This is a genomic window from Nonomuraea sp. NPDC050227 (assembly GCF_044459705.1).
GTDB lineage: Bacteria > Actinomycetota > Actinomycetes > Streptosporangiales > Streptosporangiaceae > Nonomuraea.
Genome location: NZ_JBITJF010000016.1, coordinates 274,378 through 300,483, shown reverse-complemented (window position 1 = coordinate 300,483; position 26,106 = coordinate 274,378). Strand labels below are relative to the sequence as shown.

The 26,106-nt window shown below is 71.6% G+C and carries 21 protein-coding genes; 8 read left to right on the top strand and 13 right to left on the bottom strand.

Annotation, left to right across the window (positions count from 1 at the left end; all coding sequences use genetic code 11):
• Positions 1–678 carry a hypothetical protein gene (locus ACIBK9_RS46005; protein ID WP_387668954.1) on the bottom strand — a complete coding sequence of 226 codons (678 nt, stop codon included), beginning with the start codon at positions 676–678 and terminating at the stop codon, positions 1–3.
• A 351-nt stretch (positions 679–1,029) separates the two neighbouring features.
• Here ACIBK9_RS46005 and ACIBK9_RS46000 point away from each other — a divergent pair, with 351 nt between their 5' ends.
• The gene (locus tag ACIBK9_RS46000; protein ID WP_397165347.1) at positions 1,030–5,772 is read left to right on the top strand and encodes an FtsK/SpoIIIE domain-containing protein; all 4,743 of its coding nucleotides are present in this window, start codon (positions 1,030–1,032) and stop codon (positions 5,770–5,772) included.
• 530 nt (positions 5,773–6,302) lie between these two features.
• Here ACIBK9_RS46000 and ACIBK9_RS45995 read toward each other — a convergent pair.
• Positions 6,303–6,815 (bottom strand): hypothetical protein, encoded by a 513-nt coding sequence (locus ACIBK9_RS45995; RefSeq protein WP_397165346.1) that lies wholly within the window; start codon positions 6,813–6,815, stop codon positions 6,303–6,305.
• A 138-nt stretch (positions 6,816–6,953) separates the two neighbouring features.
• A complete protein-coding gene (locus tag ACIBK9_RS45990; protein WP_397165344.1) occupies positions 6,954–7,517 on the bottom strand; it encodes an ArsR/SmtB family transcription factor in 564 nt (187 codons plus the stop codon).
• 242 nt (positions 7,518–7,759) lie between these two features.
• Here ACIBK9_RS45990 and ACIBK9_RS45985 point away from each other — a divergent pair, with 242 nt between their 5' ends.
• The 3 genes from ACIBK9_RS45985 to eccB all read left to right on the top strand — a co-directional run bounded on the left by ACIBK9_RS45985 (position 7,760) and on the right by eccB (position 11,113).
• Positions 7,760–7,924, top strand: coding sequence for a hypothetical protein (locus ACIBK9_RS45985; protein WP_397165342.1), 165 nt, complete (start codon positions 7,760–7,762; stop codon positions 7,922–7,924).
• Positions 7,925–8,322: 398 nt separating this feature from the next.
• Entirely contained in the window at positions 8,323–9,651 is a 1,329-nt protein-coding gene (locus ACIBK9_RS45980; protein ID WP_397165341.1) for an alpha/beta hydrolase family protein, read from the top strand.
• 55 nt (positions 9,652–9,706) lie between these two features.
• Positions 9,707–11,113: a type VII secretion protein EccB gene (eccB, locus tag ACIBK9_RS45975; protein WP_397165340.1), complete on the top strand. Its 1,407-nt coding sequence runs from the start codon at positions 9,707–9,709 to the stop codon at positions 11,111–11,113.
• Positions 11,114–11,172: 59 nt separating this feature from the next.
• Here the strand turns inward: eccB and ACIBK9_RS45970 are convergent, their stop codons facing one another.
• Together ACIBK9_RS45970 and ACIBK9_RS45965 are read right to left on the bottom strand one after the other, a co-directional pair.
• Positions 11,173–11,931 carry a hypothetical protein gene (locus tag ACIBK9_RS45970; RefSeq protein ID WP_397165338.1) on the bottom strand — a complete coding sequence of 253 codons (759 nt, stop codon included), beginning with the start codon at positions 11,929–11,931 and terminating at the stop codon, positions 11,173–11,175.
• A gap of 13 nt (positions 11,932–11,944) precedes the next feature.
• Positions 11,945–13,012, bottom strand: coding sequence for a hypothetical protein (locus ACIBK9_RS45965; RefSeq protein WP_397165336.1), 1,068 nt, complete (start codon positions 13,010–13,012; stop codon positions 11,945–11,947).
• Positions 13,013–13,142: 130 nt separating this feature from the next.
• Between ACIBK9_RS45965 and ACIBK9_RS45960 the strand changes: the two genes are divergently transcribed.
• Positions 13,143–14,063 (top strand): M23 family metallopeptidase, encoded by a 921-nt coding sequence (locus tag ACIBK9_RS45960; RefSeq protein WP_397165335.1) that lies wholly within the window; start codon positions 13,143–13,145, stop codon positions 14,061–14,063.
• A gap of 181 nt (positions 14,064–14,244) precedes the next feature.
• On the opposite strand, the gene ACIBK9_RS45955 is transcribed toward ACIBK9_RS45960, so the two are convergent.
• The 8 genes from ACIBK9_RS45955 to eccD all read right to left on the bottom strand — a co-directional run bounded on the left by ACIBK9_RS45955 (position 14,245) and on the right by eccD (position 20,551).
• On the bottom strand, positions 14,245–15,516 hold the full coding sequence (locus ACIBK9_RS45955) for a hypothetical protein (RefSeq protein ID WP_397165333.1): 1,272 nt from the start codon (positions 15,514–15,516) through the stop codon (positions 14,245–14,247).
• Between the two features lie 5 nt (positions 15,517–15,521).
• A complete protein-coding gene (locus tag ACIBK9_RS45950; protein WP_397165331.1) occupies positions 15,522–15,980 on the bottom strand; it encodes a hypothetical protein in 459 nt (152 codons plus the stop codon).
• A 10-nt stretch (positions 15,981–15,990) separates the two neighbouring features.
• Complete coding sequence (locus tag ACIBK9_RS45945) at positions 15,991–17,424, bottom strand: hypothetical protein (protein WP_397165330.1); 1,434 nt, start codon at positions 17,422–17,424, stop codon at positions 15,991–15,993.
• A gap of 6 nt (positions 17,425–17,430) precedes the next feature.
• On the bottom strand, positions 17,431–17,835 hold the full coding sequence (locus tag ACIBK9_RS45940) for a hypothetical protein (RefSeq protein ID WP_397165328.1): 405 nt from the start codon (positions 17,833–17,835) through the stop codon (positions 17,431–17,433).
• 52 nt (positions 17,836–17,887) lie between these two features.
• Positions 17,888–18,202, bottom strand: coding sequence for a WXG100 family type VII secretion target (locus tag ACIBK9_RS45935; RefSeq protein ID WP_357994585.1), 315 nt, complete (start codon positions 18,200–18,202; stop codon positions 17,888–17,890).
• 13 nt (positions 18,203–18,215) lie between these two features.
• On the bottom strand, positions 18,216–18,542 hold the full coding sequence (locus ACIBK9_RS45930) for a WXG100 family type VII secretion target (RefSeq protein WP_358282492.1): 327 nt from the start codon (positions 18,540–18,542) through the stop codon (positions 18,216–18,218).
• Between the two features lie 126 nt (positions 18,543–18,668).
• Positions 18,669–19,121: a YbaB/EbfC family nucleoid-associated protein gene (locus tag ACIBK9_RS45925; RefSeq protein WP_397165326.1), complete on the bottom strand. Its 453-nt coding sequence runs from the start codon at positions 19,119–19,121 to the stop codon at positions 18,669–18,671.
• A 74-nt stretch (positions 19,122–19,195) separates the two neighbouring features.
• Positions 19,196–20,551 carry a type VII secretion integral membrane protein EccD gene (gene eccD, locus ACIBK9_RS45920; protein ID WP_397165325.1) on the bottom strand — a complete coding sequence of 452 codons (1,356 nt, stop codon included), beginning with the start codon at positions 20,549–20,551 and terminating at the stop codon, positions 19,196–19,198.
• Between the two features lie 183 nt (positions 20,552–20,734).
• Here eccD and eccCa point away from each other — a divergent pair, with 183 nt between their 5' ends.
• Genes eccCa through ACIBK9_RS45905 form a run of 3 tightly spaced genes read left to right on the top strand, consistent with a single transcriptional unit; the run spans position 20,735 to position 26,078 of the window.
• On the top strand, positions 20,735–24,727 hold the full coding sequence (eccCa, locus tag ACIBK9_RS45915; RefSeq protein WP_397165323.1) for a type VII secretion protein EccCa: 3,993 nt from the start codon (positions 20,735–20,737) through the stop codon (positions 24,725–24,727).
• Positions 24,727–25,011, top strand: a complete 285-nt coding sequence (locus ACIBK9_RS45910) for a hypothetical protein (protein ID WP_358282484.1) — start codon at positions 24,727–24,729, stop codon at positions 25,009–25,011. The genes eccCa and ACIBK9_RS45910 overlap by 1 nt, the downstream gene beginning before the upstream one ends.
• Positions 25,008–26,078 carry a transglycosylase SLT domain-containing protein gene (locus ACIBK9_RS45905; RefSeq protein ID WP_397165321.1) on the top strand — a complete coding sequence of 357 codons (1,071 nt, stop codon included), beginning with the start codon at positions 25,008–25,010 and terminating at the stop codon, positions 26,076–26,078. Before ACIBK9_RS45910 ends, ACIBK9_RS45905 begins: the two co-directional genes overlap by 4 nt.
• The last annotated feature ends 28 nt before the right edge of the window (positions 26,079–26,106 follow it).

Here is a 26,106-nt window from a genome sequence, read left to right as displayed (position 1 = left end):
TCAGCGCGCTCCCGGGAGCTCGGCCACCGCGATCTCTCCGCTGGAGGCATAGGCGAGTATTTGCGGTGAGTCCGACGAATCGACGATCACGGTGATCTGGCCGGAATTACCGCCGGTCCGGTTCTTGTCGCCCGTGCTGAACACGAGCGCGCTCTCGGCCAGTACGCGACTTTGCCCCTGAGCCGTCCGGTTCGGCACGTACACGACCTGGACGCGGTCGCCCTGTTGAATGCCGGCGGGCATTTGGCCGGGTTTGAGGGCGAGGCCGACGGTCGCCTTTCCCGGGCCGAGTTCGTCGCTGGCCTTGCTGCCCATCTGGTTGGTCAGCAGGGTGCCCGGCAGGATCGTGACCGCGGCGAAGCTCTTGGTCACCTCCGACCGCCGGGACCAGGGGACGTAGTCGACGCCCGTGTCCGAGGCGATCTTCACCTCTTCGAGCATGCCGTCCACGAACTTCTGGCCCGCGCCGACCTGCTGGGTGATCCTGATGGCGGAGACGCGGTCGCCGCTGCGCAGCACGAGCAGCGTGGTGGCCAGCGCCCCGCCGAGTATGAGCAGGACCGCCAGCGCGGCGAGGGCCGGCTTGCGTTCGCGTGGGGGCACGGGGAGCTTGCGCGAGGCCGGGCCGGACAACCCCGCCGCCGCGTTGTCGGCGACAGGTTTTTCACTGGTCCTCATGGGTGGGGGGCTCCCATTGTGAAATGCGGAATTCACGCCCATTATGTGGGGCGCCCGGGTGGGGCGTGGGCGGAATGCGAGGACCCATGCTTGTTTCGCAGGTGGCGCGATGTCAACCCGGAATAATCGATGCCTATTGTCTCTACCAAGTTGACGAATACCGATTTATCGGCATGCTGGCCACAGTTTTATCTTGAGTCGCAGTAATCACAACTTTTTCAGGCTTGATCGTGACGCTGGGCGCGCGAGTTATCCACAGAACCGCGTTCTCATGCCGGTGGCGTCAACCGGGACACCTACTCTCGCTTCTGGCGCTACCTTGGCGCCCGAGGTCGAGCGAGGAGACGGCACATGCGGATCATGCTCACCGTGCTCGGCGAGCAGGGCGACCGTGACGTCGTGATCGACGGCGACGGCGGCGCCACGGTGGCCGGGGTGACCGAGGCGCTGAGCGGGCGCACGTCCATGGCGAAGGTCGTCCAGCTGCCGCGGACGCGCGCGCCCTACGGCCTGGCGCCCGAGGCCGGGCGGCGGGGCGGGGCCGAGGGGCGCATCCCCCGTCCGCGCGTCCCCGACCGGCTCGACGTCCCCGCCGACGTGCCCGCCGATTCCGGCGCGCTGCTCTGGCGTGACGGGCGTCCGCTCGATCCGCGGGCGCCGGCGGCGGCCGTCCTGCGCGACGGCGACAAGGTCACGCTCGACCCGCGCCTGGCCCGCGCCACCGTGGTCGAGGAGCCCGGCGGGGTGGCCGAGATCCGCGTGATCGGCGGCCCGGCGGCGGGGGCCGTCCACCGGCTGGGGCTGGGCGTGCACGTCATCGGGTCCGACCCGACCTGCGCGATGGCCGTCGCCGATCCCCTCCTGGCCGCCGAGGCCGTCGCCGTGCGCGTGACGCCTGACGCGATCACCGTCGAGCGGGCGCACCGGCAGAGCTCCGGGCAGCCCTCCAGGCTGAAGCTGAAGGGACGGTGGGCCGAGGAGGTGGCCGAGCTGACCGCGCGGGTCGCCGAGCGGGAGGCGGCCGAGTTCGCCGCCGAGCAGGGCGACGTGCCCGAGCTCGACGGCAGGGCGCTCACCGGGCCCGCCGAGTGGCCCGACCAGGCGGTGCTGACCTGCGGGTCCTCGGTGTTCGTGCTCACCTCCATCGAGCCGAAGGACGCCCACCTCGCGCCCAGGGGCGAGGGCGGGCTCGCCTACAACCGGCCGCCCAGGCTGCGCCGTCCCGAGCCGGAGCGCAGGTTCGTCAAGCCCAAGGAGCCCACCAGGTCCGAGGGCATGCGGCTGCAGTTGCTGGCCGCGCTCCTGCCCGCCGTGCTCGGCGTGACGCTGGCGTTCGCCCTGCACGCCCCCTACTACCTGCTCGTCGCCCTGATGACGCCGATCATCATGATCGGCCAGTGGGTCAGCGACCGCCGCCACGGCAGGAAGAAGCACAAGCAGGCGCTCAAGGAGTTCGGCGAACGCGTCCAGGCCTACGACGAGGAGGTCGAGCGGGCCAGGGCCGCCGACGAGGCCGCGCGCAGGTCCGACGCGCCCGACCCGGCCCAGGTCCTGCTCACGGCGACCGGGCCGCGCAGGCGTCTGTGGGAGCGCCGCATCCACGACGCCGACTCGCTGCGGCTGCGCGTCGGCCTCGCCGACCTGCCCGCCAACCTCGACCTGTCGGAGGAGCAGGGCGGTCCGATCGAGCCGCCGCTCTGCCGCGCCGTGCCGGTGGCGCTGGCCATGCGCCGGCTCGGCGTCGCGGGCGTCACCGGCCCGCGCGGGGCCGCGACCAGCCTGGCCGGCTGGCTGATCGCCCAGGCCGCCACCCTGCACAGCCCGCGCGACCTGGCCATCGTGGTCGTGTCCGCGCGCGCTGACGGCGAACGCCGCTGGGGCTGGACGCGCTGGCTGCCGCACTGCGCCCCGCGTGCGGGCGAAGACTGCGTGGCCCTGGTCGGCACCGACCCCGAGTCGGCCGCCCGCCGCGTCGCCGAGCTGGCCGCGCTCATCGACGAACGCCAGAACACCGCCATCCCCGAGTTCGGCAAGATCCCCACAGGCTGGGACGATCTGGGCGGCCCCGAGAAGCCCAGCTTCTCCTCCTACGACGTCCGTCCGCACGACGTCCTGGTGATCCTCGACGGCGCCCAGATCCTGCGCGGCCTGCCCAACATGCCCCAGGTCCTGCGGCAGGGCCCCCGGTCCGGGGTGTTCACCCTCGCCATCGACGACGACCAGCGGCTGCTGCCCGAGGAGTGCCAGACGGTGGCGGCCTGCGGCTCCGACGGACTCGTCCGCCTGCTCGGCGGCGGGCTCGACGTGATCGGGCCGGTGCTGGGCGACCTGGTCTCGGCCGCCTGGTGCGACCGGCTGGCCAGGGCCCTGTCCCCCATCCGCGACGTGAGCCGGGACGATCCGTCGGGCAATCTGCCCGGAGCCGTCCGCCTGCTCGATCTGATGGGCATGCCCGACCCGTCCGGCAAGGAGCTGGCCGGCCGGTGGCGGGCCCGCGGCACCACCGAGGCGCTGATCGGCGTCGGCCCCGACGGCCCGTTCTCGGTCGACCTCAAGCTCGACGGCCCCCACGGGCTGATCGCCGGCACCACCGGGGCGGGCAAGTCCGAGCTGCTGCAGACGCTGATCTGCTCGCTGGCGGTGGCCAACCGGCCCGACCAGCTCACATTCGTGCTGATCGACTACAAGGGCGGCGCGGCCTTCAAGGAGTGCGTACGCCTGCCGCACACCGTCGGCATGGTCAGCGACCTCGACGGGCACCTGACCCAGCGGGCCCTCGACTCGCTGGCGGCCGAGATCCGGCGCAGGGAACGCCTGCTGCTGGCGGCGGGCGCCAAGGACATCGACGACTACGCCGGCCAGGCGCCCATGCCGCGCCTGGTGCTGATCATCGACGAGTTCGCCGCGCTGGTGGCCGAGCTGCCCGACTTCGTGGCCGGCCTGGTGGACATCGCGCGGCGGGGCCGTTCGCTGGGCATCCACCTGATCCTGGCCACCCAACGGCCGGCCGGCGTGGTCACGGCCGACATCCAGGCCAACACCTCGCTGCGGATCGCGCTGCGGGTGACCGAACCCGCCGAGTCCACCGACGTCATCGACCTGCCCGACGCGGCCGCGATCTCCAAGTCCGCCCCTGGCCGGTGTTACGTGCGGTCGGGGGTGGGGGCGGCGATCGCCGTCCAGACGGCCAGGGTGGGCGGGCGCAGCCCCGCGCGTGTTCCGTCCGCCGGGGGGCCGGCCGGGCGGGTGCGGGTGCTCGACGTCGACTGGCGCTCGCTCGGCAGGCCGCTTCCGCCGCCTCCGGAGCCGGCCGAGGAGTCGGCGGTCACCGATCTCGGCCTGGTCGCGGACGCGCTCGTCGAGGCTGGCCGGTTGGCGGGCGTCCCGGCCCAGCCGAGCCCGTGGCTCGACCCGCTGCCCACCCACCTGGTGCTCGACCTGCCCGCCGCCCCGCCCGTGCCCGCCTCACCGGAGGGGCCGCTCGGAGCCGGGCACGCCGGTCCCGCGTCGCCGTACGAGGGGGCTGGGGTGCCGGAAGGTGCGGCTGGGGTGGCGTACGAGGGGGCCGGCGGCGGGTTCGAGGAGGTCGCGCCGTTGGCGTTCGGGGTGACCGACCGTCCGTGGCGGCAGGATCGTTGCCCGCTGGCGCTCGACCTGGCCAACGGCGGCCACCTGCTGATCGCGGGCGCCCCGCGCAGCGGCCGCTCGACGGCGTTGCGGACGATCGCCGGCGCCATCGCGGCCCGGACGTCGCCCGCCGACGTGCACGTCCATGCGGTGGACTGCGGCTCGGGCGCGCTGCTCCCCGTCATGGCGATGCCCCACTGCGGCGCCGTCGTCACCCGCGACCAGATCGAACGGGTGGAGCGGCTGCTCGGCCGGCTGCGCGCCGAGGTGGGCCGCCGCCAGCAACTGCTGGCCGAGGCGGGCCACGCCTCGCTCGCCGAATACCGCCAGGCCGGTCACCGCCTGCCGTGGCTGGTGTTCATGCTCGACCGCTGGGAGGGCTTCGTCGCCGCGTTCGAGAGCTACGACTACGGCCGCCTGATCGAAGCCCTGCTCCAGCTCCTGCGCGAGGGCCCGGCGGTGGGGTTGCGCGCGGTGGTCACCAGCGACCGGTCCGGCCTGCTCGGCCAGGTCTCGACGGTCTTCGACGACCGCCTGCTGCTGCGCCTGTCCGACACGGCCGACTACGGGCTGGCCGGGTTCCCGCTCAAGGGGCTGCCCGCGTCCATGCCTCCGGGCCGTGCCCTGTCGCTGGGCGAGCACGGCATCACCGAACACCACATCGCCCTCCTCTCCGCCGACCCCGCGGGCCCCGCCCAGGTCGCCGCCCTCCAGGCCCTGGCCCGCAGCGCGAGCCCGCAGGCCGCCGGGCGTGGGGGGCGCCCCGGGGAGGGCGAACAGCCGCTGCGCGTCGACGCGCTGCCGATGCGGGTCACCGCGTCCCAGACGATGGACCTCGATCCGGCGTTCACTCCGCCGTCCCCGCTGTGGGCGCTGGTCGGGGCGGGTGGGGACGCGCTCACCCCGCTCGGCGTCGACCTGCTGGCCCACGGGCCGGGCGCGGTGATCGCTGGGCCGTCGCGGTCAGGGCGGTCGTCCGTCCTGGTGACGGCGGCGCGGTCGCTCATCGCCGCGGGCACGCCGGTCGTCGCCGTCGCCCCCAGACGCAGCCCGCTGCGCGATCTGGCGGACGCGGTGGCCGTCCTCGACGGGAACGCCGCCGACCTATCCGAACTGGTCGCCGACCTGGGCCAGTACGTCGTGGTCGTGGACGACGCCGAACTGGTCAACCCCGACTCACCGCTGGGCACGTCCCTGGAGGAGGTGCTCCGCTCGGGCAGGGACGGCGATCACGGCCTGCTGATCGCCGGCTCCACCGGTGACCTGGCGGTCGCCTACCGCGGCTTCGTGGCCGAGACCCGCAAGTCCCGTACGGGCGTGCTGCTGTCGGTCCAGGGCCCGACCGACGGCGACCTGTTCAGCATCCGCCTGCCCCGCGGGGCCGGGGGCGGCCCACCTGGCCGCGGCCTCCTGGTCACCACCGGCAACATCACCCCCATCCAAACAGCCCTCCCCGACACCCCCTGACCCACGCGCCCAACCTCGTTCCGCGAGCCACCAGAGCCACTCAGCCGTAGCCACCCGACCCATCCCACGTCGCCCACCCTTGAGGACCACACGAGTCCGGGCGGCCCGGGCATGGCATCCGCGGTCAGGCTCGTCGGACGGGAGGGTGTACGCGCCTGCCCACCCCGACCCAGCCCTCCCGAGTCCCCACCCCGAGCCAACCCTCCCGAGTCCCCGCCCTGAGCCAGCGTTTCCGAGTTCCCAGCGCGTGGGAGCCCTTCGGTGGCCCTTGTCTGGCGTCCGGGGTCGGGCTCGTCGGACGGGGAGGAGGGTTCAGGCCCACGACACCGCGGCCGGTCGGCCTCCCCGGGGCCCGATGCGTGCGGGCGGCGGCGGTGTGGGGTGTGACTTCTCTGTTGATCTGTCGAGTGGTGGCGTCGTTGACCTGCGGTTCGCCACTTGCCTTCTCATTTGAAGTGATTTCGGGGAACGGGACGCCGATGGCCAAGGTGCAGTTGCCTAGAACTCGTCCATCGCAGCCAGCCCCGTGCTCATGATGCCCCGTTCCGAGGCGGCGGGTCGTAGTAGCCCCGGCTCGCGATCAGGACGCTCTCGAAACACGTGTAGCGGTCGATGGTCTCCTGATCCGCCCCCGGATACGGGACCCCCGATCGGGACATCCCAACGGACAACTCCGGCACCACCAAGCCGCAGTCGCCCTGGTCGACCTCGACGTCGAAGCGGGCTCGCAGTTCCGCGATCACCTGCTCGGCAGGCGTCGAAAACAGATCCACACCAAGCAGGAACACCTGCGCCCGCGGCTCCACGTCGAAGTCTCGGTAGATCTCGACCGTCTGCACCACTCCTGCGGACCCGCAGCATACGTGCACGTCAACTCCCGATCCCATCAGCCGCCAATCCAGCGGCTCCGCACCCGGATACGGCGCGTACGGCTGCGGCGCGCCCCACGCCGCCAGCACCCGTCCTGTTTCCTCGAACGAAGCCCCCAGCAGCACCGGGCCGGCAGCCCTCAGCGGATCCAACTCGATGACCAACGGTGACACGTCGCCTCCAAGGCGGCCGACAGCCCCAGGAACCACTCCAGGCGCAGTGACATCCTCGCCAGATCAGGTGAGAACTCGCCACATGCTTCGCCAGGTCGCGTGAGAGGTCGCCACTTCAGACGGGAACGCACATGGGGGTCAGGAGTCGTCGGCGGGGAGGGTGTACATGCGGACGTACAGGGGGCGGGCGTCGGGTGGGGCCTCGTCCGCGGGGTGGCTGTATTTCAGGAGCAGGGCCACGTAGGCGTCGTGGAACTCCCTGAGCTCGTCCTTGGTCATGCGGGCGAGGCCTCGGGAGCCCTTGACCCAGTCCGGGTCGGTCTGGAAGGCGGTGGGGAGGCGGTCCAGCAGGGCGCGGTCCTCCTCCAGCCCGATCCGGTGGAACTCGATCAGGACCGCCTGATCCTCCGGGCCGAGATCGCCGGGCTCGGGGAGGCGGATGTCCCTGGGGAGTTCGGCGCGGCGCCACCAGCGTTCGCGGCCGGAGGAGCGTTCGGGGATCTCCTCGATGAAGCCGTACTTCTCCAGTTGGCGCAGGTGGTAGCTGGTGGTGCCGGTCTTGGCGCCGAGCAGCTCGCCGAGGGTGGTGGAGGTGGCTGGGCCGTGGATGTTCAGGTGGGTCAGCATGCGGCGGCGCATGGGATGGGCCAGGGCTTTGAGCCGGTCGGGATCGTGGAGCACCAGGGGCTCGTCGTCCTTCATGGGGAGCAGGCTAGTCCTTGAGGACGATATCTGCAGACATGTCTTTGCCGAGATGTCTCTGCAGACTACTGTCGGCAATATGCGAAACCTTTTCACGGCCTCTGCCGCCGTCTCCCTCAGCGCCGTCGCCGGCGTCGTGTTATGGCTCAGTACACCCGGACTGGGTCGTGCCGCCCCCGCCACCGACGTCACCTCGAACGCCGCAACGACGGCCGATCTCGGCCAGAAGGCCGCAATGACCGGTGAAGGACGGCGCGGCGCTGGGGCCGGGGCGGTCGAACTCGATCGCGCGGGACCGGCAGTTCCGGGCGGCCTCGCCGTTCCCGGCGGCTTGGCGGCTCCCGGTGGCCTCGCCGCTCTCGGTGGCCAGGCGGCTCCCGGTGGCCTCGCGGTTCCGGGTGACCTGACGGTCCATGAGGTCACGTTCCGCGGCAGCGGCGGGCTGGAGCTGCACGGCAGCGTGATCAGCCCGTCGGCCAGCGCGATCAGCTCCTCAAGCGCCGGCAGCGCGGCCCAGTCCGGAGGCACAGCACAGGTCGGAGGTACAGCCGGGGTCGGGGGTACAGCACAGGCCGGGAGTACGCCCCAGGTCGGAGGCACAACCCAGGTCGGGGGTACAGCCCAAGTCGGGGCCAAGGGGCAGCCCGGAGACATGGCCCGGGTCGGGCGCGCGTCCCAGGCCGGGCGCGCGGCCGGGCAGAGCCTGAGCGGCGAGGCCTGGCAAGGCCGGGACAACCCCGCCTTGCTGAGCTGGGACGACCTCGCCGGGGAGGGCGCGAGTGGTGGGGGTGGGCGGGCTGGGGTTGTGTTGGTGCATGGGGCGGGGACGGGGACGTCTCGGGAGAAGCTGCTGGGTGAGGCAGTCGCCTTCGCCCGGCAGGGCCTGACCGTGCTGATCTACGACAAGCGCTCGGTGAACTATTCGCTGTTCCATCGGTCGTACGCGCAACTCGCCGACGACGCGCTCGGCGCGGTCGCGACGCTGCGCAAGGAGCCCGGGGTCGATCCCGGCAAGGTCGGCATCTGGGGGCTCAGCGAGGGCGGGTGGGTGGCGCCGCTCGCCGCCTCCAAGTCCAAGGACATCGCGTTCGTGGTGGTGGTCGGGGCCAACGCGTTGCAGCCCCTGCGGCAGCAGACGTGGGCCGTGGCGGCCGGGTTGCGCAAGGCGGGGGTCGGCGGGTCGCTGGTCGAGCACGCCGAGCCGAAGCTGTACCGGGTGATCGCGGACGGGGGCATGTTCCCGGAGCCCTACTACGATCCCGAGCCGGTCCTGGCCGCGGTGCGGCAGCCGGTGCTGGCGATCTGGGGCGTGCACGACCTGCTGACCCCGCCTCGCGAGACGCCGCCGATCTTCCGCGCGGCGTTGGAGAAGGGCGGCAACAGGCGGTACACGTTCCGGTTCTTCGAGAAGGCCGATCACGCGGCTCATGTGACCCCGGACGGCGGCGTCACGCGTCTGCCCGAGCTCGCTCCCGGTTACGCCGAGCTGGTGGGCGGCTGGGTGGCGAAGGCGACCTCGGGTCGGGCTCCGGTCGCGGAGGTGTCGGGGCCCGCGCCCGTCCAGGCAGAGGACTCCGTCGGGACGCCGCCCCCAGCGTGGTGGGAGTCGGCCTTCGCGCAGACGGCGGTCCTGGCGCTGTTCCTGGCCGGGTTCGCCGGATATCCGGCGGTTGCCGTGGTCCGGCGGATCCGGGGCCGCGGCGCGGCCCGGCCCACGCCGACCAGAGAAACGACAGCCGCCCAAGCCACGCCGACCAATGAAACGGCAGCGGTCCGGGGCACGCCGACCGCGGAAACGGCAGCAGTCCGGGGCACGTCGGTCAAGGGGACGGCGGCGGCTCGGGTGGGCAGCGCCGGAGGGCTCGTGGCGGCGCTGGGCGGGTTCGCCTACCTGTTCTACCTGATGTCCACCGGCGGGAAGCTGGCCGCGCCCGGTCCTATGCTCCTCGGCAGGCCGCTCGTCTGGCTGGCGCTGCAGGCCGTCGCGGTGGCCACCGTCGTGGCGACGGCGCCGGCAGCGCGCACGTGGCGGCGGGAACGCGCGACCGGCGAGCGGGTACGGCTGGGCCTGCTCGTCGCGGCGGGTGTGGCCTTCGTTCCGTGGGCGTTCTATTGGGGTTTGCTACTTCCGTAGGGGTTCATGACACAAGAGCGTTCTATGCTGATCCCTGCGATACGGGAGAGGTGAGATGCAGACCCGGAAGGACCTCTACCAGGCTCATCGGCTGATGCAGCAGCGCCTGGGCATGGCGTTGCTGCAGGCTGAGCCCGATGTGCCGGAGACGCCCATGCGGCGGCACAACGTGGCGATGTTCTGCGGCGTGCTCGTGGGCGTGCTCATCGCGGCGGTGTTCGGGATCTGGGGGCTGCTCAAGCCCGGCGGGGCGACGAACCTGACCGAGGCCGGCCAGCTCCTGGTCGAGGAGGAGACGGGCGCTACCTACGTCTACAGCCAGGAGCAGGGGCGGCTGCTGCCGACCGCCAACTACGTCTCGGCGCTGCTGCTGCTCGACGCGACCGACTTCAAGGTGCGCAACGTCTCCGCCGCGTCGCTGGCGACGCTGCCGCGCGGGCCGCTGGTGGGCATCGCGGGCGCGCCGGACAGCCTTCCGGCCCGCGAGAAGCTGGTGAAGGGCCCGTGGTCGGCGTGCGTGACCGAGCCGGCGCAGGCCGCCGGGGCGCGGGGGCCGTACGTCACGCTGGTGGGCGGACAGGACGTCGGCGGGACACCCGTGGGCGGCGACGCGCTGGTCGTCACGGACGGCCAGCAGGGCTGGGTGGTCTGGAACGACCGGCGCATGAAGGTGACCGAGACGGGTGTGCGCGCGCTCAACGCCCATCCCAGAAGAGTGCCCTCGACCTGGATCAACGCGATCCCTCCCGGCCCCGACTTCATGCCGCCGCCCATCACCGGCCTGGGCCGGCGCGCCGTCGCCCCCGGGGGCGGCAAGGGGGCGGTCGGTCAGGTCTACACCGTGAAGGGCATGGGCGGGGCTCCCGACCGCTGGTACGTGCTGCTCGCCGACGGGCTCGCCCCCGTCAACCTCACCCAGGCGACGCTGCTGCTCGCCGACCCGAAGACCAAGGCCGCGTACGGCAGGCGCGCCGCCGTCCCACTGGAGATCGACGCCGCCACCGCGAACGGCAGGACCTCCCGCCAGACCCTCACGGTCGGCGGCCTGCCGACGAGCCTGCCCAGAACGGTCACGTCCTCGGCGGCGCTGTGCGCGGTGTACGCCGACACGCAGAACGGCTCAGCGCAGGCGAAGATCACGGTCGGCGCGACGATGACCATCCCTGCGCCCACGTCCCGGAGCGACCAGGAGCACTTCGACCAGGTGCTGCTGCCCGCCGGCGGCGCGGCCCTGGGCGGCCTGCTGCCCGGGGACGGCCAGAAGGCGTTCGTGCAGACCTACTTCCTGCTCACCGACCAGGGCAGGAGGTTCCCGCTGCAGACCGGGGACCAGATCAACAAGCTGGGGTACGGCGCCGAGGACGTCACGCCGGTGCCCTACAACCTCGTCCACCTGATCCCGGAGGGCCCGGCGCTCGACCCGACGGCGGCGCGCTCACCGGTGCAGGTCACGGCCCAGTGAGCGACGGACCCGGCCGGCGGAAGCCGGGCCGGGGCGCCGGGACGAGGTGCGGGTCGGGGTCAGATGAGGCCGCCGGCCGTCGTCAGGTCAGGCATGCCGCCGTTCTTGCGCTGCAGGGTGCCGGGCTTCTCCTCCCCGTTGCCGACGTACTCGAGGTCGCTGGGCCCGAAGTTGGCCTTCGGACGGCCCTTGTCGATGACCTGGGTCATCATGGCGCACATGCCGTTCACCGTGGCCAGGATGCCCGCGAGCATGGCGGCTGACTTGACGTTCTTGCCGACGATGCCCCTGAGGATCTGGGCGAGCGCGATCAGGATGCCGTTGATCTGCCCCCGCATCACCACCGCGACGAAGATGGGGACGATGAAGGTCAGCCATTTCGCGGCGGCGAGGGCCGTCGTGATCGCGGCCACCAGACAGGCGACGTAGACGGCATAGTGGTAGAGCGTGGCGATCGTGTCCATGCCGCTGGAGACGTTCTGGAAGTAGGCCGAGGCCGCCTTCACCTGCTGGGCGAAGTCGTCCGCGGACTTCTTGAACACCTCCCAGGCCGGCCCCGTCCAGTACTCCTTGCTGGCGACCTCCTCGGAGAGCTTGACGATCGCACCGCCGATGGCCTGGAAGTCCAACCCGTCCTCGCCGACGACGGGCGCCAACCACTCCACGGCCGCCTTCGCCACGGCGCCGGGGTTGGACACGAGGGCGCCTACCATGATCGCGACGTTCCTGGCCAGCGGGTACTCGAAGAGCACCGCGGCGTTCGCGGTCGCCACGCCGGCCGCGGCGAGGATCAGCCAGCGGTCTTCTTCGTATGCCATGTCGTCTTCCTTCTCACTCGCCGAGGACCGGCGGTGCGATGTCCATGTCGTCGAGCCAGTCGTTCTCGTCGCCGCGCACGTACTCCGGCTTCTCCCGCTCGCGGTTCTGCTCGTTGCCGGCCGCGCCGCCCGACATGGGCATGAACGGCATGCCCGACATGCCGGCCGCGCCGGCGCCGCGCAGGCCGCCCGCGGCCGCGCCCGCGCCCGTGGTGGTCCCGCCGGGGCCCGACGAACTGCCGTAGCCGCCCGACGTGGGGAAATCGATGGGACGGCCGGTCAGGTTGCCGGTGCTGGGAATGGCGGAGTTCAGGGCGTTGGGGTCCAGACCGGACAGCTTGGTCTGGGACGGGTCCGGGAGCGCGCTCTTGAGGTCCGGGACGTCGGTGTTGTGGTTGAGCTGATCCTCGATGGACGGCGTCTTGGGCAGGTTCGCGTTGATGGCGTTGGGGTCGGGCAGGTTGTTGTCGGGGAGCTTGTTGTCCGGGAGCTTGTTGTCCGGCAGCTTGTCGTCAGGAAGCTTGTCGTCCGGGAACTTGTCGTCCGGCAACTTGTCGTCAGGCAGCTTGTTGTCGGGCAACTTGTTGTCCAGGAGCTTGTCGTCCGGGAGCTTGTCGTCGGGCATGTTCATCGGCGGCAGGCCGCCACCACCGCCACCGCCCAGCTTGGTCGGATCGATGCCGCCGGGGCCGGGGCCGGGACCGGGGCCGGGGCCGGGGCCGTCGCCGTACTCCTTGATCAGGCCGTCGTTGTCCTTGTCGACCTTCTCGTAGTTCTTCTCCAGCTGCTCCAGCGCCGTCTTGTAGTCCTTCAGGACGGACCTGGCCATGGCGACCGTGTCGCCGGCGCCGTTCTTGATCTGCTCGTGGGCGTAGGAGAGGCCGAGGCCGACGATGCCGAACCCGGGGGATTCGATGGTGATCCCCTTCGTGTTCGTCTCGATCTTGCCCATGCCCGGTTCCTGGTCGGCGATGTCGCTGCCCAGTTTGCTGATCTTCTTGTCGGTGAACCGGATCGTGGCCCCGCCGAGGCCCGCCGGGGATAGTCCCAGGCTGGCGGCGGAGTTCTCTCCTGCGCCCATCTGACCCTCCCTGTCCGAAAACTGCGTTTTGCACAGTCCTGGCTACGATATCGACAAATATCAACTTTTAGCGTGAACACTTTGCGAATGATCTAGACTGACCGTTGATCAGGATGGCAGCCTTTCCCGCATGCGGATCAAGACCCTGATCGTGGGTGTGTGTGGCATCGCCGCGCTGCCCCTCACCGGCACGAGCGCGGCGAGCGCCAGCGCCGCCGTCGTCCACCAGCTTCCGTTCCCGTGCGGCGAGACCTGGACCGGCGACAGCAACGACAGCAGCGCGCACACCGGTGGCTACGAGATCGACTTCAACGGCTCGTACGGCGACGGCAACGCCGACATGGGCCGTACCGTGGTGGCCTCGGCGGCCGGCAAGGTGATCATGTCGGAGTACCGGACCGCCGACGGCTTCGGCAACGTGGTCAAGATCCGGCACTCCGACGGCAGCGTCTCGCTGTACGCCCACATGAAGAAGCGCACGGTCTCCCCGGGCGCGAACGTCGCGCAGGGCCAGCAGGTCGGCCAGGTGGGCAACACCTCGGCCAAGTACAAGGGCATCATCGCCCACCTGCACTACGAGCAGCGCTCGTCGTCGGGCAAGATCGTGCCGGCCAAGTTCAACGGCACCACCTTCGGCTACAGCCACCAGACGCTGAAGTCGAACAACTGCCAGGGCGGCGGCGGCACGCCCGCGCCCGCCGACCCGGGCAAGCCCAGCACCGGCGGCGGCAACCCGTACTCGGCCGAGCAGGTCTGCGGTGCTGGCTACAAGCAGATCGACTCCGCGCCGCTCGGCAACCAGGGCCGGGTCGTCCTGCTGTACTCGGCCTCCACCGGCCAGAACTGCGTCACCACGCTGCGCAACAGCGGCTCGGGCAAGGCGGCCGTGCGGGCCTACCTGGAGGTCAAGGGCAAGGCCAGGAGCACCGACGCGGGCAGCTACCAGTACTACGCCGGTCCGGTCCGGGCCAAGGCCCTGCGTACCTGCGTCAAGTGGGGCGGCGCGATCGGCTCGACCGCGTACGACAGCCCCTTCGAGCACTGCGGCTGACGCGAGCGCGCGTCCATGAGCGGGGCGGCGCCTCCGGGCGCCCCCCGCACCGCCGCTCCCCGCACGGGGGGCGGCTTGCGGGCGGGCAGTGGGCCGCGCGCCGGGGGCGGGCCGGTCGCGAGGATCGGCCCGCAGGCGTGGTGCGGCGGCTCCGGGCGCCGGACGAGCGCGCAGCGCGGCCTCAGGTGAGCGTGCTCGGCGTGGTGCCCTCCGGGCCGCCCCACACGTCGTCGTCCTCGGCGAGCCAGGTCGAGTTCTCGCTGTCGTGCTTCTCGCCGCTCTCGCCGCCACGAGCGGGCATTCCGCCCATCATGCCGGGAGCGACGAACCCGGAGCCGCCGCCGGTGCCGTACATGGCGGCGCCCGCCGCCCCGCCCCCGCCCACGCCCGCCGCTCCGAAGCCGCCTCCGGCTCCCGATCCCGCGCCGCCGTAGGGTGAGCCGCCCGTCGTCGTGGGAAAGGCGCTGTTGGGCATCCCCGACATGGACGGGTCGTACCCGGCCAGGTTCGCGGTGTCGTCGCCGGTGCCCGACGGCAGGCCGGCGGTCGAAACCGGCGGCGTGGAGCCCAGCGAGGCGCCGTTCAGGGCCGAGGAGTCGGCCCCGCCGTACGGGTTGTCCCCGGCGTCGTAGCCCTGGACGCCGCCGACGTTCACGCCGGAGCCGTTCGTGCCCGAGCCGTCGGGATAGTGGACCGCCGGGTAGGCGCCCGTTCCCCCGTCACCCGGCACCTTGCCGTCGATGTACCCGGGACCGCCCGGCACGGCGTCCGGCCCGATCGAGGAGACGGGGATGTTGCCCGCCCCGCCCTTGCCGCTCAGGTCCGGCGCGCCCGGCACGCTTCCGCCGCCGTTGTTGAAGTCCGGCAGCTCCGGGACGCTCGGGTCCGGCAGCGCGGTCTGGACCTCGACGGGCAGCTGCTTGTAGTGCTCGACGATGCGCTCGTTGACCTTCTTCAGGTGCTCGACGGCCCGTTTGTCGCCCCGGTAGAACCGGTAGAACGGCACCCGCCCGGCCCAGTCGACGTCGCGGTCCGTGCGCGAGTCGTGGTCCATCGACTCGACCACGTTGGCCTGCGCCCAGTTCAGCGTCTCGCCGTACGCATGGACCGGGCGGCCCATCTCGCCGAGTTTCCTGGCCAGCTCGCGCACGCTGGCGTGCAGGGTCTGGAGCTGCTTCTGCGTCTCGACGGCGGCCGGGCCCGTGTAGTTCTTGGCCAGCTCGGCCGCCTTGGCCTTCAGTTCACCGGCGAAGCCGTTCAGCAGCGTCTCGGCCCGCGTGTAGTAGAGGCCGGCGAGCTTGATCGACTCAGGGTCGGTGGCGTCGATCCAGTTCTTGACCTTGTCGAGCGTGTCGCTGAACAGGCTGCCCATGAACGACACGTCCGGGGTGGAGGTGTCGACCGGGCCGGTGTTGTAGACGAGCTTGTACGTCTGCTTCTTGGGCTCGGCCATGGGTGTCAGGCCTCCCGCCGCGCGGCGGCTTCCTCGGTCGCCTGCTCGGCGCCGTCGGACGTCTTGGAGATGTCGAGCAGCGCCTCCACCGTGCTGTCGCCCTGCCCGACCATGGCGGCGTAAAGGCCGCTGGTGGAACCCGGCTCGCCGATCAGCTGGGAGTAGGCCGAGTTGACCGCCAGCCCGAAGTGCATGGCGGCGGGCCACTCGCCCATCTGGTCCTGGCTGAGCGCACAGTAGCGCTGGAGATCGGGCAGCGAGCCGGCGCCCTCGGGCAGCTTCGGCCCGGGGGCCGGCTGCCCCGGCGCGGTCAGGAACTGCGTCACCGGCGGGAGCGTGGGTGTCTTCAGCTTCTTGAGCAGCTCGCTCAGCTCGCCGGCGATGCGCTTGATCTCCGTGCGGTTGGTGTAGTTGTCCTTGTCCCCGTCGAGACCTGGCCAGTTGGGGTCCAGTTCGAGTGCCATGGCCGCCTCCTTAGCCGATCACCGGTGAGATGGAGCCCTCGTGGTGGCTCCACACGTCGTTGTCCTCCTTCAGGAGGGTCGAGGTCTCGACCTGTCCCTCCTCGGGGACCGGCCCGCCGCTGCCGCCGAACGGCATGAACGGCATGCCGGCGCCGCCCGTCGCGCCCGTCCTGGCCGCCGCCGCGGGCGCACTCCCCTGGACGTACGACCCGGGGCCGCCGATCACCGCGGGCGTCCCCGCGGACGGCGAGGGGTAGGCGGGCTGGGTCACGAACGGCTGGTTCGGGGTGCCGGGGTACCCGGGGGTGGTGGTCGGGTGGTAACCGGCGGTCTCGGTGGCGCGCGGGTCGCGGACGTCCACGTCCTGCGACTGGGTGGCGCGGTCACCGGTGGTGTTGTTGTCGAGCACGGGAGGCGTGGTGCCGTCGCCGGTGGTGGCCGAGCCGCCGGTCCCTGATCCGGCGCCCTGGCCGCCCGGCTGGTCGGCGCCTGGGGTGTCCGTCCCGGGGGTGTCCGGCCGGTCGGTGCCCGGGTTGTCGGTGCCCGGGTTGTCGCCGCCGGGGGTCTGGTCCCCGGGGCGGGGGTCGGTGCCGGTGCCGCCGTCGTGGCCGCCGGTGCCGCCCGAACCGCCGGAACCGCCCGAACCGCCTGATCCGCCCGATCCGCCGGAGCCGCCGTGCGTGCCGGAGCCGGTCGAGCCGCCCGTGCCGCCGCTGTCATGGCCGCCGCCGGTCCAGTACGAGCCCTTCCCGTACGGCGAGGGGTCGGTGAGCGGCATGTCCCGTTCGGGAGCCGGCGCCTCGGCGGGCTTCACCTCGGGCAGCTCGACGACGACGCTCTCCGGGATCCGGAAGTCGTACAGGTCGACGATGTGGTTGTTGAGCTTCTCCAGCGCCCGCCGGGCCACGTCGGCCTGCATCTCCGTGGGCGACTTGGTGAGGCCCGGCTTGGGCTCCGGCACGTTGTGCGAGGTCACGGGCCCGAGCACCGGCGGCGTGTACGACGGCGACGGCGTCGCGGACGGCGGCTTCGGCGCCGCGCCGGGCGAGGGCGCCGGGACCGCCGTCTTCTGGTTCTTGGCGGCCTCGACCTCCTCGATCGCCTTGGGCAGGTAGTCGCGCCCGTACAGGATCAGCGCCTCGGACATCTTGTCCATGGCCTCGGCGATCTCGCGCCCGGAGGCGTGGAGCAGCTGGAGCGCCCGCTGCGCCTGGGCGGAGGTGTCCGACCGCCAGGCGCCGGACAGATCCTTGCCGATCTGCGGCAGCGCGTCGGCCACCCCGCGGACGACCTTGGCCACCTGCTTGTAGGACAGGCCCCGGTCGTGCACCTCCATGGCGGAGGTGGCCTTGAGCCATCCCTCGATCTGCTCCCGCGACGCGGTGACCGGCTCGCTCTTCGGCCGCCGGGAATTGTCACGGATGTCGACCTTGCGCTCAGCCAACGCTGCTCACTCTCGGCCCGGGTTCGTCTTGGCGTAACTGTCGGCGCTGTCCCTGATGGCCTTGACCAGCTTCTGGCAGCACTCGACGTAGTCCTGGTACAGGGCGGTCAGCAGCGCTCCGCGGCCCTCCAACGACACCTGGCCGCCGGGGTCCGCGCCGGTGCTGCCCACGCTGTGCGCGAGGGCGCTGGCCGCCGGCCACCGCCCGATGTGCTCCTCGCCCAGCGCGAAGTACCTCGTGAGGGTCTCGACCGAGCCGGTGACGCCGTCCCTGTTGCCGCCGGCGCCCTGCGTGAGCGCCAGGGCGATCTCCAGGTCGTCGGCGATGGCCCGCATCTTGCCCACGTTGTAGTAGAGCTCGGCGTCGGTGTCGTCGAGCCCCGGCCACGGTTCGGGTTCGAGCCCGGCCATGATCCTCCCATCACCAGGCTCGGCCACCGCGCGGGTGGCCGAGCAGAAGACGTCAGCCGTCGTACCAGATGGACTTGTTGCGGTTCTCGGCCGCGCGGTAGTTCTCGTTCGCGATCTGGACGGCCTTCTGCAGCTCGTCCAGCTGCCCGCGCATCTGGGCGGCCGCGGCCTGCCACTTCTGCTCGTGCTGCCGGAAGAACGTCTCGGCGCCGTCCGGGCCCTCCCAATGGCCGGCCAGGTCGTTCTTCAGCCGGGCCATCAGGTCGTCGGTGGCCTTCTCGAAGGAGCCGAGGATCTTGATGAAGTCGCCCTGGGCGAGCTCCATGTGCCCAAAGTTGACTTTGGTGAAGTCGAGCTCAGCGGACACCGCGGTCCCCCTCCTACTTGATGTCGACGTTGATCAGGGACTCGACGCGGCCCATACCGGCCTGGACGTCCTGGTCGGCCGCGGAGTAGACGACCGCGTTGACGCCCATCTTGTCGGCGATCCCCTCCAGGTCGGTCCGTACGTTCCGCATGGAGTTGTCCCAGTTGGTCATGGCGTTCTTGAACCGGGCCGCCGCCGGGCCGAGCCAGCCGGTCGCGAGAAGACCGTTGGCGGTCGTCTCCACCGCCGTCCTCAGACCCTCGATGTACTGGGCGGTGTCCACCACGTGGCCAGAGGCCACCTTGATCTGGCTCGGGCTTGCCCCAAAGAATTCGGACACTCGTCACCTCCGTAACGATCATTTCGGTCGCTAAACCATATAAGCACCAAACTGCCCATGAGTAACAGCAGACCCAATGGCCAAGATGTAACAACTTCTCGACATGTCAGCAAACGCCCTGGTCAATCACAGGTCCAGTTCGCGGCGGATTCTGTCGAGTTCTCCCATTACGTCGTCAAACGCCCGCTCGTAGCTGGCCTCGGCCTTGCGGACCTCGCGCAGCGCCCGGTCGGGGTTCTCCAGCATGCGCATCGGGTTGCCGTGCACGCCGAAGATCTCGGTCAGCAGCTCGTCGGCCTGGCGTTGCAGGTCGGCGGTCGCCGCCGCGATGGCCTCCTTGATCCGCTCCGACAGCTCGGCCGCGCTCAGCCGCATCGCCTTCGGGTGGATGTCCAGGGTGCGCAGGCCCTCCTGGGCGTACTCGACGACGACCAGGTGCCCTTCGTCCTCTCCCCTGCCCACCAGGGCGGACATGGCCTTCTGCAGCTCCTCGGACTTGCTCAGCTGCTCGTCCATGCTGTTCAGGAGCCGGTCCATGTCGATGTTGCCGAAGTCCCCGAAATCCGTCACCGACACCATCCCTCCCATAGGGCACATCGGTGCGAGTTAACCACAATCAGGGCTTCGTGATGTTCACTTCGGGAACGAGCCGGCTAACCGGCCAGGCCGCGTACCCAGGCGTAGACCTCCAGCACCCCGAGCGCCAGCGGCACCAGCGCGACGATCAGCGCCCATTCGAGGATGTCGGCGGCCCTCCCCCAGAACGGCGACGGCCTGCCGCCGGGCAGCCACACGCCCATGCCGACGACCACCATGGCCGCCCACAGCAGCCCCAGCACCACGGCCACCGAGGCCACGCCGCCCACGCCGACCCCGACGGACACGGCCACCGCGCCGAGCGCGGCCAGCCCGACCAGCAGCAGCCAGAGCCGCTGCCCGACGCCCTGGAACACCCGGGCCCGCATGATCTGCGTGAACGCCAGCACCACGGACATCGCCACCGAGATCCACCGGCCGTCCGCGACGAACAGCGCGTGCGCCCCGGCCCCGACCAGCGCGACGCCCACGACCATGCCGGTGGCGTACCGCCGCGCCGCGCCGGTGCGCTCCAGCACCGAGGCGCTGTCGAGCCGCTGGTTGTCGCCGCGCAGCTCCTCGGCGTTGGTGGGCATCACCGGCAGCGGCACGCGGGCCAGCCGGAACGACAACACGGGCACCAGCGGGCTGAGCGCCATCACGACGGCCGCGCCCACGGCCGCCACGCCCGCGGGCGACGCCCCCGTCACCATGACGACGGCCGCGCAGACCGCGCCGGTCATCGAGGCGATGGCCGTGCCGAGGAAGCCCGGCACGCCGTCCGCGATCGCGGTGCCGCCGAGCGTGGCCACCAGCGCGGTGCAGGCCAGGGCCCCGAGCAGTTGCGGCGAGCCGACGGTCATCAGCCCGCCGCCCGCCGCCGGGGCCAGCAGCCCGGCCAGGAACGCGTACGGGAGGGCGGCGTACCCGATCAGCGCGCCGGAGCCGGAGTCGCCGACCGCGCGCGAGATGGCCATCCCCACGCCGACGATCAGCAGCGCGAGCGCCCCGGCCACGATCGCGGTCACCATGGGGGTCAGGCCGCCGAAGGCCAGCGCCACGGCGCCGGCGACGAGCAGCCCGCAGGCCGCCCCGCCGCCGAGCCCGCGGGTCAGGTCGGGTGACCACTTGCCCTTGCCCTCGCGCACGCCGGTGGCGACCACGTCGGCGACGTCGTCGAACCTGGCCGGCGGCAGCGACACCGCGCGCGGGCGCAGGTAGAGGATCTCGCCGTCCAGCACGCCCAGCGCGCCGAGGCTCTGTCCCAGGTCGAAGGGCGGGCCGCCGAGCCGCTGAAGCGTCCAGCCGGGCGCGGTGGCGATGTCGCCGCCCAGCTCGCCCATGGCTCTGAGCAGCCCCGGCAGGACGTGCGGCAGCGGGATGTCGGCGGGCAGTGCCAGGTCGGCCTTCCTGCGCGGCCCTACCACCGTCACGTGGCACAGCGGCGGGAGCGGAGCGGGCACCTGGTGCAACGCGCCCTGCTGTGGAGGGGGGATTTCGGCCAGCGATGTCACAAACACAACATAGCGAGACAGAGTTAACTCAGACCTCAACTCGGACGTTAGGCACATCTGGTAAGAAGGTTCTTCCGAGCACCAGAAGGGCCTGTCACAAGGGTGAGCATCGTCGTAGTACGGCGCCCGGAGCGCCGCCCCAGCCCGAAGCCGCCGCGCGGTGAGATCCTGCTGGAGTCCCCACCGGAGATCCCAGAGGTCCAGTCGCAAGGCATGATGGCGGTGCTGACGTACCTGCCGATGGTGGCGGGCGCGGCGGCGATGGGCCTGATGTTCACCGCCGGGGGCACCAACGCCAACCCCATCATGTACGTCGCCAGCGGCCTGTTCGCGTTCTCGATGGTCGGCATGACGGTCGGCCAGATGGGCCGCCAGGCCGGCGAGCGCAAGGCCCGGCTCAACGGCGCCCGCCGCGACTACTTCCGCTACCTGGCGCAGATCCGCAAGAAGGTGCGCAAGGCGGCCATCCAGCAGCGCGAGGCCCTGGAGTGGAGCGGCCCGGCCCCCGACACCCTGTGGTGGACCGCGATGGGCCCGCGCCTGTGGGAGCGCCGCCCCCGCGACGAGGACTTCAGCACGGTACGCCTCGGCACCGGCATCCAGAAGCTGGCCGTCCAGCTCATCCCCCCGGACTCCAAGCCGGTCGAGGACCTGGACGCCCTGTCGGCCGGCGCGCTGCGCCGCTTCATCCGCACCCACTCGACCGTCGAACGCCTCCCGGTCGCCGTCGCGCTGCACTCCTTCTCCCGCATCAAGCTGGACGGCGACCCCGCCCTGGTCCGCGACCTGGTCCGGGCCATGATCGCGCAGATGGCCGTCTTCCACTCCCCCGACGACATGCGGATCATGGTGTGCGCGAGCAAGGAGTGGATGAGCCACTGGGACTGGGTCAAGTGGCTGCCGCACGCGCTGCACCCGGAGGAGACCGACGGCGCCGGCCAGGTCAGGCTCATGGCCGAGAACCTGGCCCAGCTCGACCGCCTGGTGGGCGCGGAGCTGAAGGAGCGGGCCCGCTTCAAGCCGGGCGCCTCGCCGGACGCGCTGCCGTACCACGTGCTCATCCTGGACGGCGGGCACGTGCCGCAGGACTCCCAGCTCGGCGCGGACGCCATCGACGGCGTCACCGTGATCGACCTGTCGAACTCGGCCGGGACCGTCGAGGAGCGCAGCACGCTGCGGCTGCGCATCGACGCCGCCGGCTTCCACATGGTCAAGCTGGACCACGCGGGCCGCGAGAACACCAACCGGCTCGGCGACCCCGACGCGCTGGACTACCTGCGCGCCGAGGGGCTGGCCCGCCAGCTCGCGCCGCTGCGCGCCTCCTCGGCCAAGGGCGGCGACGCCCAGGACGTGCTGGCGGTGAACACGACGCTGACCGAGCTGCTCGGCGTCGGCGACCCGACCCGCCTGGAGCCGTCGGTGACCTGGCGGCCCCGCGCGGGACGGAACCGGCTGCGGGTGCCGATCGGCCTCGGCGCCGACGGCCGGCTGGTCGAGCTGGACATCAAGGAGTCCGCCCAGGGCGGCATGGGCCCGCACGGCCTGGTCATCGGCGCGACCGGCTCGGGCAAGAGCGAGCTGCTGCGCACGCTGGTGCTCGGCCTGGCGGTCACGCACTCCTCGGAGATCCTCAACTTCGTGCTCGTGGACTTCAAGGGCGGCGCGACCTTCCTCGGCCTGGACGGCCTCTCGCACGTCTCCGCGGTCATCACGAACCTGGAGGACGAGCTGCCGCTCGTGGACCGCATGCACGACGCCCTGCACGGCGAGATGGTGCGCCGCCAGGAGCTGCTGCGCGCGGCCGGCAACTACGCCTCCCTGCGCGACTACGAGAGGGCCCGCGAGCAGGGCGCCAACCTGCGTCCGCTGCCCACGCTGTTCGTCATCCTGGACGAGTTCAGCGAGCTGCTGACGGCCAAGCCGGAGTTCATCGACCTGTTCGTGATGATCGGCCGGCTCGGGCGCTCGCTCGGCGTGCACCTGCTGCTGGCCTCGCAGCGGCTGGAGGAGGGACGGCTGCGCGGGCTCGACACGCACCTTTCGTACCGGATCGGTCTGCGCACGTTCTCGGCCATGGAGAGCCGGGTCGTGCTGGGGGTGGCCGACGCCTACGAGCTGCCGTCCGCGCCGGGCAACGGGTACCTGAAGTTCGACACGTCCGGCATGACCCGGTTCAAGGCCGCGTACGTGTCCGGTCCCCACCAGGTCGACCCGCGGCACGTCGCCACCACCGACGGCTCGGTGACGGTCCGGGAGATCGTCGAGTACGGCCCCGACTTCGTGCCCGTCCCGATGGTCGAGGAGCCGCCCGAGGATCCCGCTGCGCAGGAGGAGAGCAACAAGGCGCAGCAGAGCCTCCTGGACATCGTCGTCGGCCGCCTGGTGGGCCAGGGGCCGCCCGCGCACCGCATCTGGCTGCCGCCGCTGGCCGAGCCGCCCACGCTGGCGCACCTGCTGCCCCCGCTGTCGGTCACGCCCGAGCTGGGGCTGTCCACGGCCGGGTGGACCGGCCGCGGCCGGTTGCAGGCCGTGGTGGGGATCATCGACCGGCCGTTCGAGCAGCGGCGGGACCCGTACTGGCTGGATCTGTCCGGCGCGGCCGGGCACGTGGGCGTGGCCGGCGGCCCGCAGAGCGGCAAGAGCACGGTGCTGCGCACGCTGATCACCAGCATGGCGCTCACGCACACCCCCCGCGAGGTGCAGTTCTACTGCCTGGACTTCGGCGGCGGCGCGCTGGCCTCGCTGGAGGGGCTGCCGCACGTCGGCGGCGTGGCCTCCAGGCTGGACGCCGACCGGGTGCGCCGCACGGTGGCCGAGATCGCCTCGATCCTGCGCGACCGGGAGCGGGAGTTCACCGAGAACGGCGTCGACTCCATGAACACCTACCGCAGGCGGGTCGCCGACGGCTCCCTCCAGGGCGACGGCTGGGGCGACATCTTCCTCGTCGTGGACGGCTGGCTGACGATCCGGCAGGACTTCGAGGCCCTGGAGCCGGTCATCACCGACCTGGCGGCGCGCGGCCTCGGCTACGGCATCCACGTGGTGGCGGCCACCGGCAAGTGGTCGGAGTTCCGGCCCGGCATCCGGGACCTGTTCGGCACGCGGGTGGAGCTCAAGCTCGGCGACGCGTACGAGTCCGAGATCAACAGGAAGAAGTCGCTGGCCGTGCCGGAGGGCGTGCCCGGACGCGGCCTGACCAAGGACGGCCTGCACTTCCTCGGCGCGCTGCCCAGGATCGACGGCGTGCAGGACTCCGACGACCTGGCCGCCGGCCTCCAGGGCCTGGTGCAGGCGATCGGGGACTCCTGGCAGGGCCCGCCCGCCAAGCAGGTCAGGCTGCTGCCGTCGGTGCTGCCCGCCGCGTCGCTGCCGGGCGTGGAGGAGACCGGCAAGTCGCGGATCGCGATCGGCGTGGACGAGGCCGCGCTCGCGCCCGTGCTGATCGACTTCGACGCCGACCCGCACTTCGTCGTGGTCGGCGACACCGAGAGCGGCAAGTCCAACATGCTCAAGGTGATCGCCGAGAACGTCGTCGCCCGGCACACGCCGCGCGAGGCCATGATGATCGTGATCGACTACCGCCGGTCGCTGCTGGACACGGCGGTCAGCGAGAACCGCATCGGCTACGCCGCCTCCAGCGCCGCCGCGCTCGAACTGGTCAACGACGCCCGCAACGCCCTGCTCAAGCGCCTGCCGCCGGCCAACCTCACGCCCGAGCAGCTGCGCGCCCGCGACTGGTGGAAGGGCTCCGACCTGTACATCGTGGTCGACGACTACGACCTGGTGGCCACGTCCAACAACCCGCTGCTGCCGCTGGTCGAGCTGCTGCCGCAGGCCCGTGACATCGGACTGCACCTGATCATGTCGCGGGCCATGGGCGGCCTGGGCCGGGCCATGTTCGACCCGGTGATCCAGCGCATCAAGGACATGGCCAGCCCCGCGGTGATCCTGTCCGGCAGCAGGGACGAGGGCTTCCTGTTCGGCAACGTACGCGCCCAGCCGCAGCCTCCGGGACGCGGTTTCGTGGTGGACAGAAGGTTCGGCTCGCGGCTGGCGCAGACGGCGTTCTGGCCGCCGGCGGAGGAGGAGGAGTGATGGCAGGACTGGACATTCACTTCGAGGCCCTGGACGACTGCCGCATCGCGGCAAAGACTGTGGCGGGCAAGTTCGGCGACCTGGCGGAGAGCTTCCCCGCCGGCGCCGCCGACTCCTCGATCTTCGGCAAGCTGGCCGACTCCGCGGCCCTCGCGACCGCCGTGGACCAGGTGGAGAGCGTCGCCGACCGCGAGTTCGGCAAGGCCAAGAGCCTCGTCCAGAGCGTCGAACGGGCCTTGGACCTGGTGGAGAGCAACGTGCGGAAGGCGAACTCCCCGGCATGAGCGCACCGGAGGCGATCAACGCCCTGCCCGGCGGCCCCACGCTGGCCGCGCTGGCCGGGCAGGTGAGCGGCGACCCGGGCGCGATCCGCGGCATCGCCAAGCGCTGGCGTACGGCCGCGGGCAAGGTGCTCACCGACTCCGGCCAGCTCGGCAGCGCCGTCACCACCGTGGACCTGGCCTGGGAGGGCGACTCGGCGGACGCGTTCGTCCGCTACATGGGGGATTACGGCAGGGCCGGGCAGGGCCTGCACGACGCGCTCAACTCCTGCGCCGACGCGCTCGACGCCGCCGCCGGCGTGCTGGAGAGCTCCCAGCGCCAGGTGGACGGCATCTGCGACCGCCTGCTCACCCGCGTCCAGAACCACCGGACGGCCAACCCCGACGCCAAGCAGGAGGATCTGGACGCCGAGATCGGCCGCCTGGTCCGCGAGGAGACCGAGAACGCCAGGAAACCGGTCAAGGACGCCAAGGACGCCGTCACCGACGCCAAGAACGCCATCGGCACGGCGCTGGGCGAGCGCACGACGACCTTCGCCAAGATCAAGGCGGCCGGCGACCAGGAGTTCGTGCCGGACGCCGGGCACCGGTTCGACTGGCGGCGTACCCAGAGCTACACCTCGCCCTATTCGGGCACCGGCGGCAGCCCCATCATCGGCGGCTACGGCTCCAGCGGCCCGCCCCCTCCCGCGGGCGGCGGACCGGCGCCCACGGGCAAGGTGAAGCAGTGGATCGAGGAGGCCGTCGCCATCCTCAAGGAGCACGGCTACCCGGTCGGGAAGATGAACGTCGACGACATCTGGATGATCATCCAGCACGAGTCCGGTGGGAATCCGCACGCGATCAACCTGTGGGACTCCAACGCCGCCGCCGGGCACCCCTCCAAGGGGCTCATGCAGACGATCGACCCGACCTTCAACGCCCACGCCCTGGACGGCCACCGGGACATCTACAACCCGGTGGACAACATCATCGCGGGCGTGCGCTACTCGATCGAGCGCTACGGCAGTGTGTCCGCGGTGCCGGGGGTCGTCGGCATGAAGACCGGGTCCGGCTACCGCGGATACTGAGACCTGGCGCCTGTACGGGGTCCGGATC

What these genes read in the sequence shown, in the direction of transcription:
- ACIBK9_RS45960 (WP_397165335.1), top strand. Translation starts at nt 13,143, where the DNA reads ATGCGGATCAAGACCCTGATCGTGGGTGTGTGTGGCATCGCCGCGCTG.
- ACIBK9_RS45905 (WP_397165321.1), top strand. Translation starts at nt 25,008, where the DNA reads ATGAGCGCACCGGAGGCGATCAACGCCCTGCCCGGCGGCCCCACGCTG.
- eccB (WP_397165340.1), top strand. Translation starts at nt 9,707, where the DNA reads ATGCAGACCCGGAAGGACCTCTACCAGGCTCATCGGCTGATGCAGCAG.
- ACIBK9_RS46005 (WP_387668954.1), bottom strand. Translation starts at nt 678, where the DNA reads ATGAGGACCAGTGAAAAACCTGTCGCCGACAACGCGGCGGCGGGGTTG.
- ACIBK9_RS45965 (WP_397165336.1), bottom strand. Translation starts at nt 13,012, where the DNA reads ATGGGCGCAGGAGAGAACTCCGCCGCCAGCCTGGGACTATCCCCGGCG.
- ACIBK9_RS45970 (WP_397165338.1), bottom strand. Translation starts at nt 11,931, where the DNA reads ATGGCATACGAAGAAGACCGCTGGCTGATCCTCGCCGCGGCCGGCGTG.
- ACIBK9_RS45910 (WP_358282484.1), top strand. Translation starts at nt 24,727, where the DNA reads ATGGCAGGACTGGACATTCACTTCGAGGCCCTGGACGACTGCCGCATC.
- ACIBK9_RS45940 (WP_397165328.1), bottom strand. Translation starts at nt 17,835, where the DNA reads ATGGCCGGGCTCGAACCCGAACCGTGGCCGGGGCTCGACGACACCGAC.
- ACIBK9_RS45990 (WP_397165344.1), bottom strand. Translation starts at nt 7,517, where the DNA reads ATGAAGGACGACGAGCCCCTGGTGCTCCACGATCCCGACCGGCTCAAA.
- ACIBK9_RS45955 (WP_397165333.1), bottom strand. Translation starts at nt 15,516, where the DNA reads ATGGCCGAGCCCAAGAAGCAGACGTACAAGCTCGTCTACAACACCGGC.
- ACIBK9_RS45925 (WP_397165326.1), bottom strand. Translation starts at nt 19,121, where the DNA reads ATGGTGTCGGTGACGGATTTCGGGGACTTCGGCAACATCGACATGGAC.
- ACIBK9_RS45950 (WP_397165331.1), bottom strand. Translation starts at nt 15,980, where the DNA reads ATGGCACTCGAACTGGACCCCAACTGGCCAGGTCTCGACGGGGACAAG.
- ACIBK9_RS46000 (WP_397165347.1), top strand. Translation starts at nt 1,030, where the DNA reads ATGCGGATCATGCTCACCGTGCTCGGCGAGCAGGGCGACCGTGACGTC.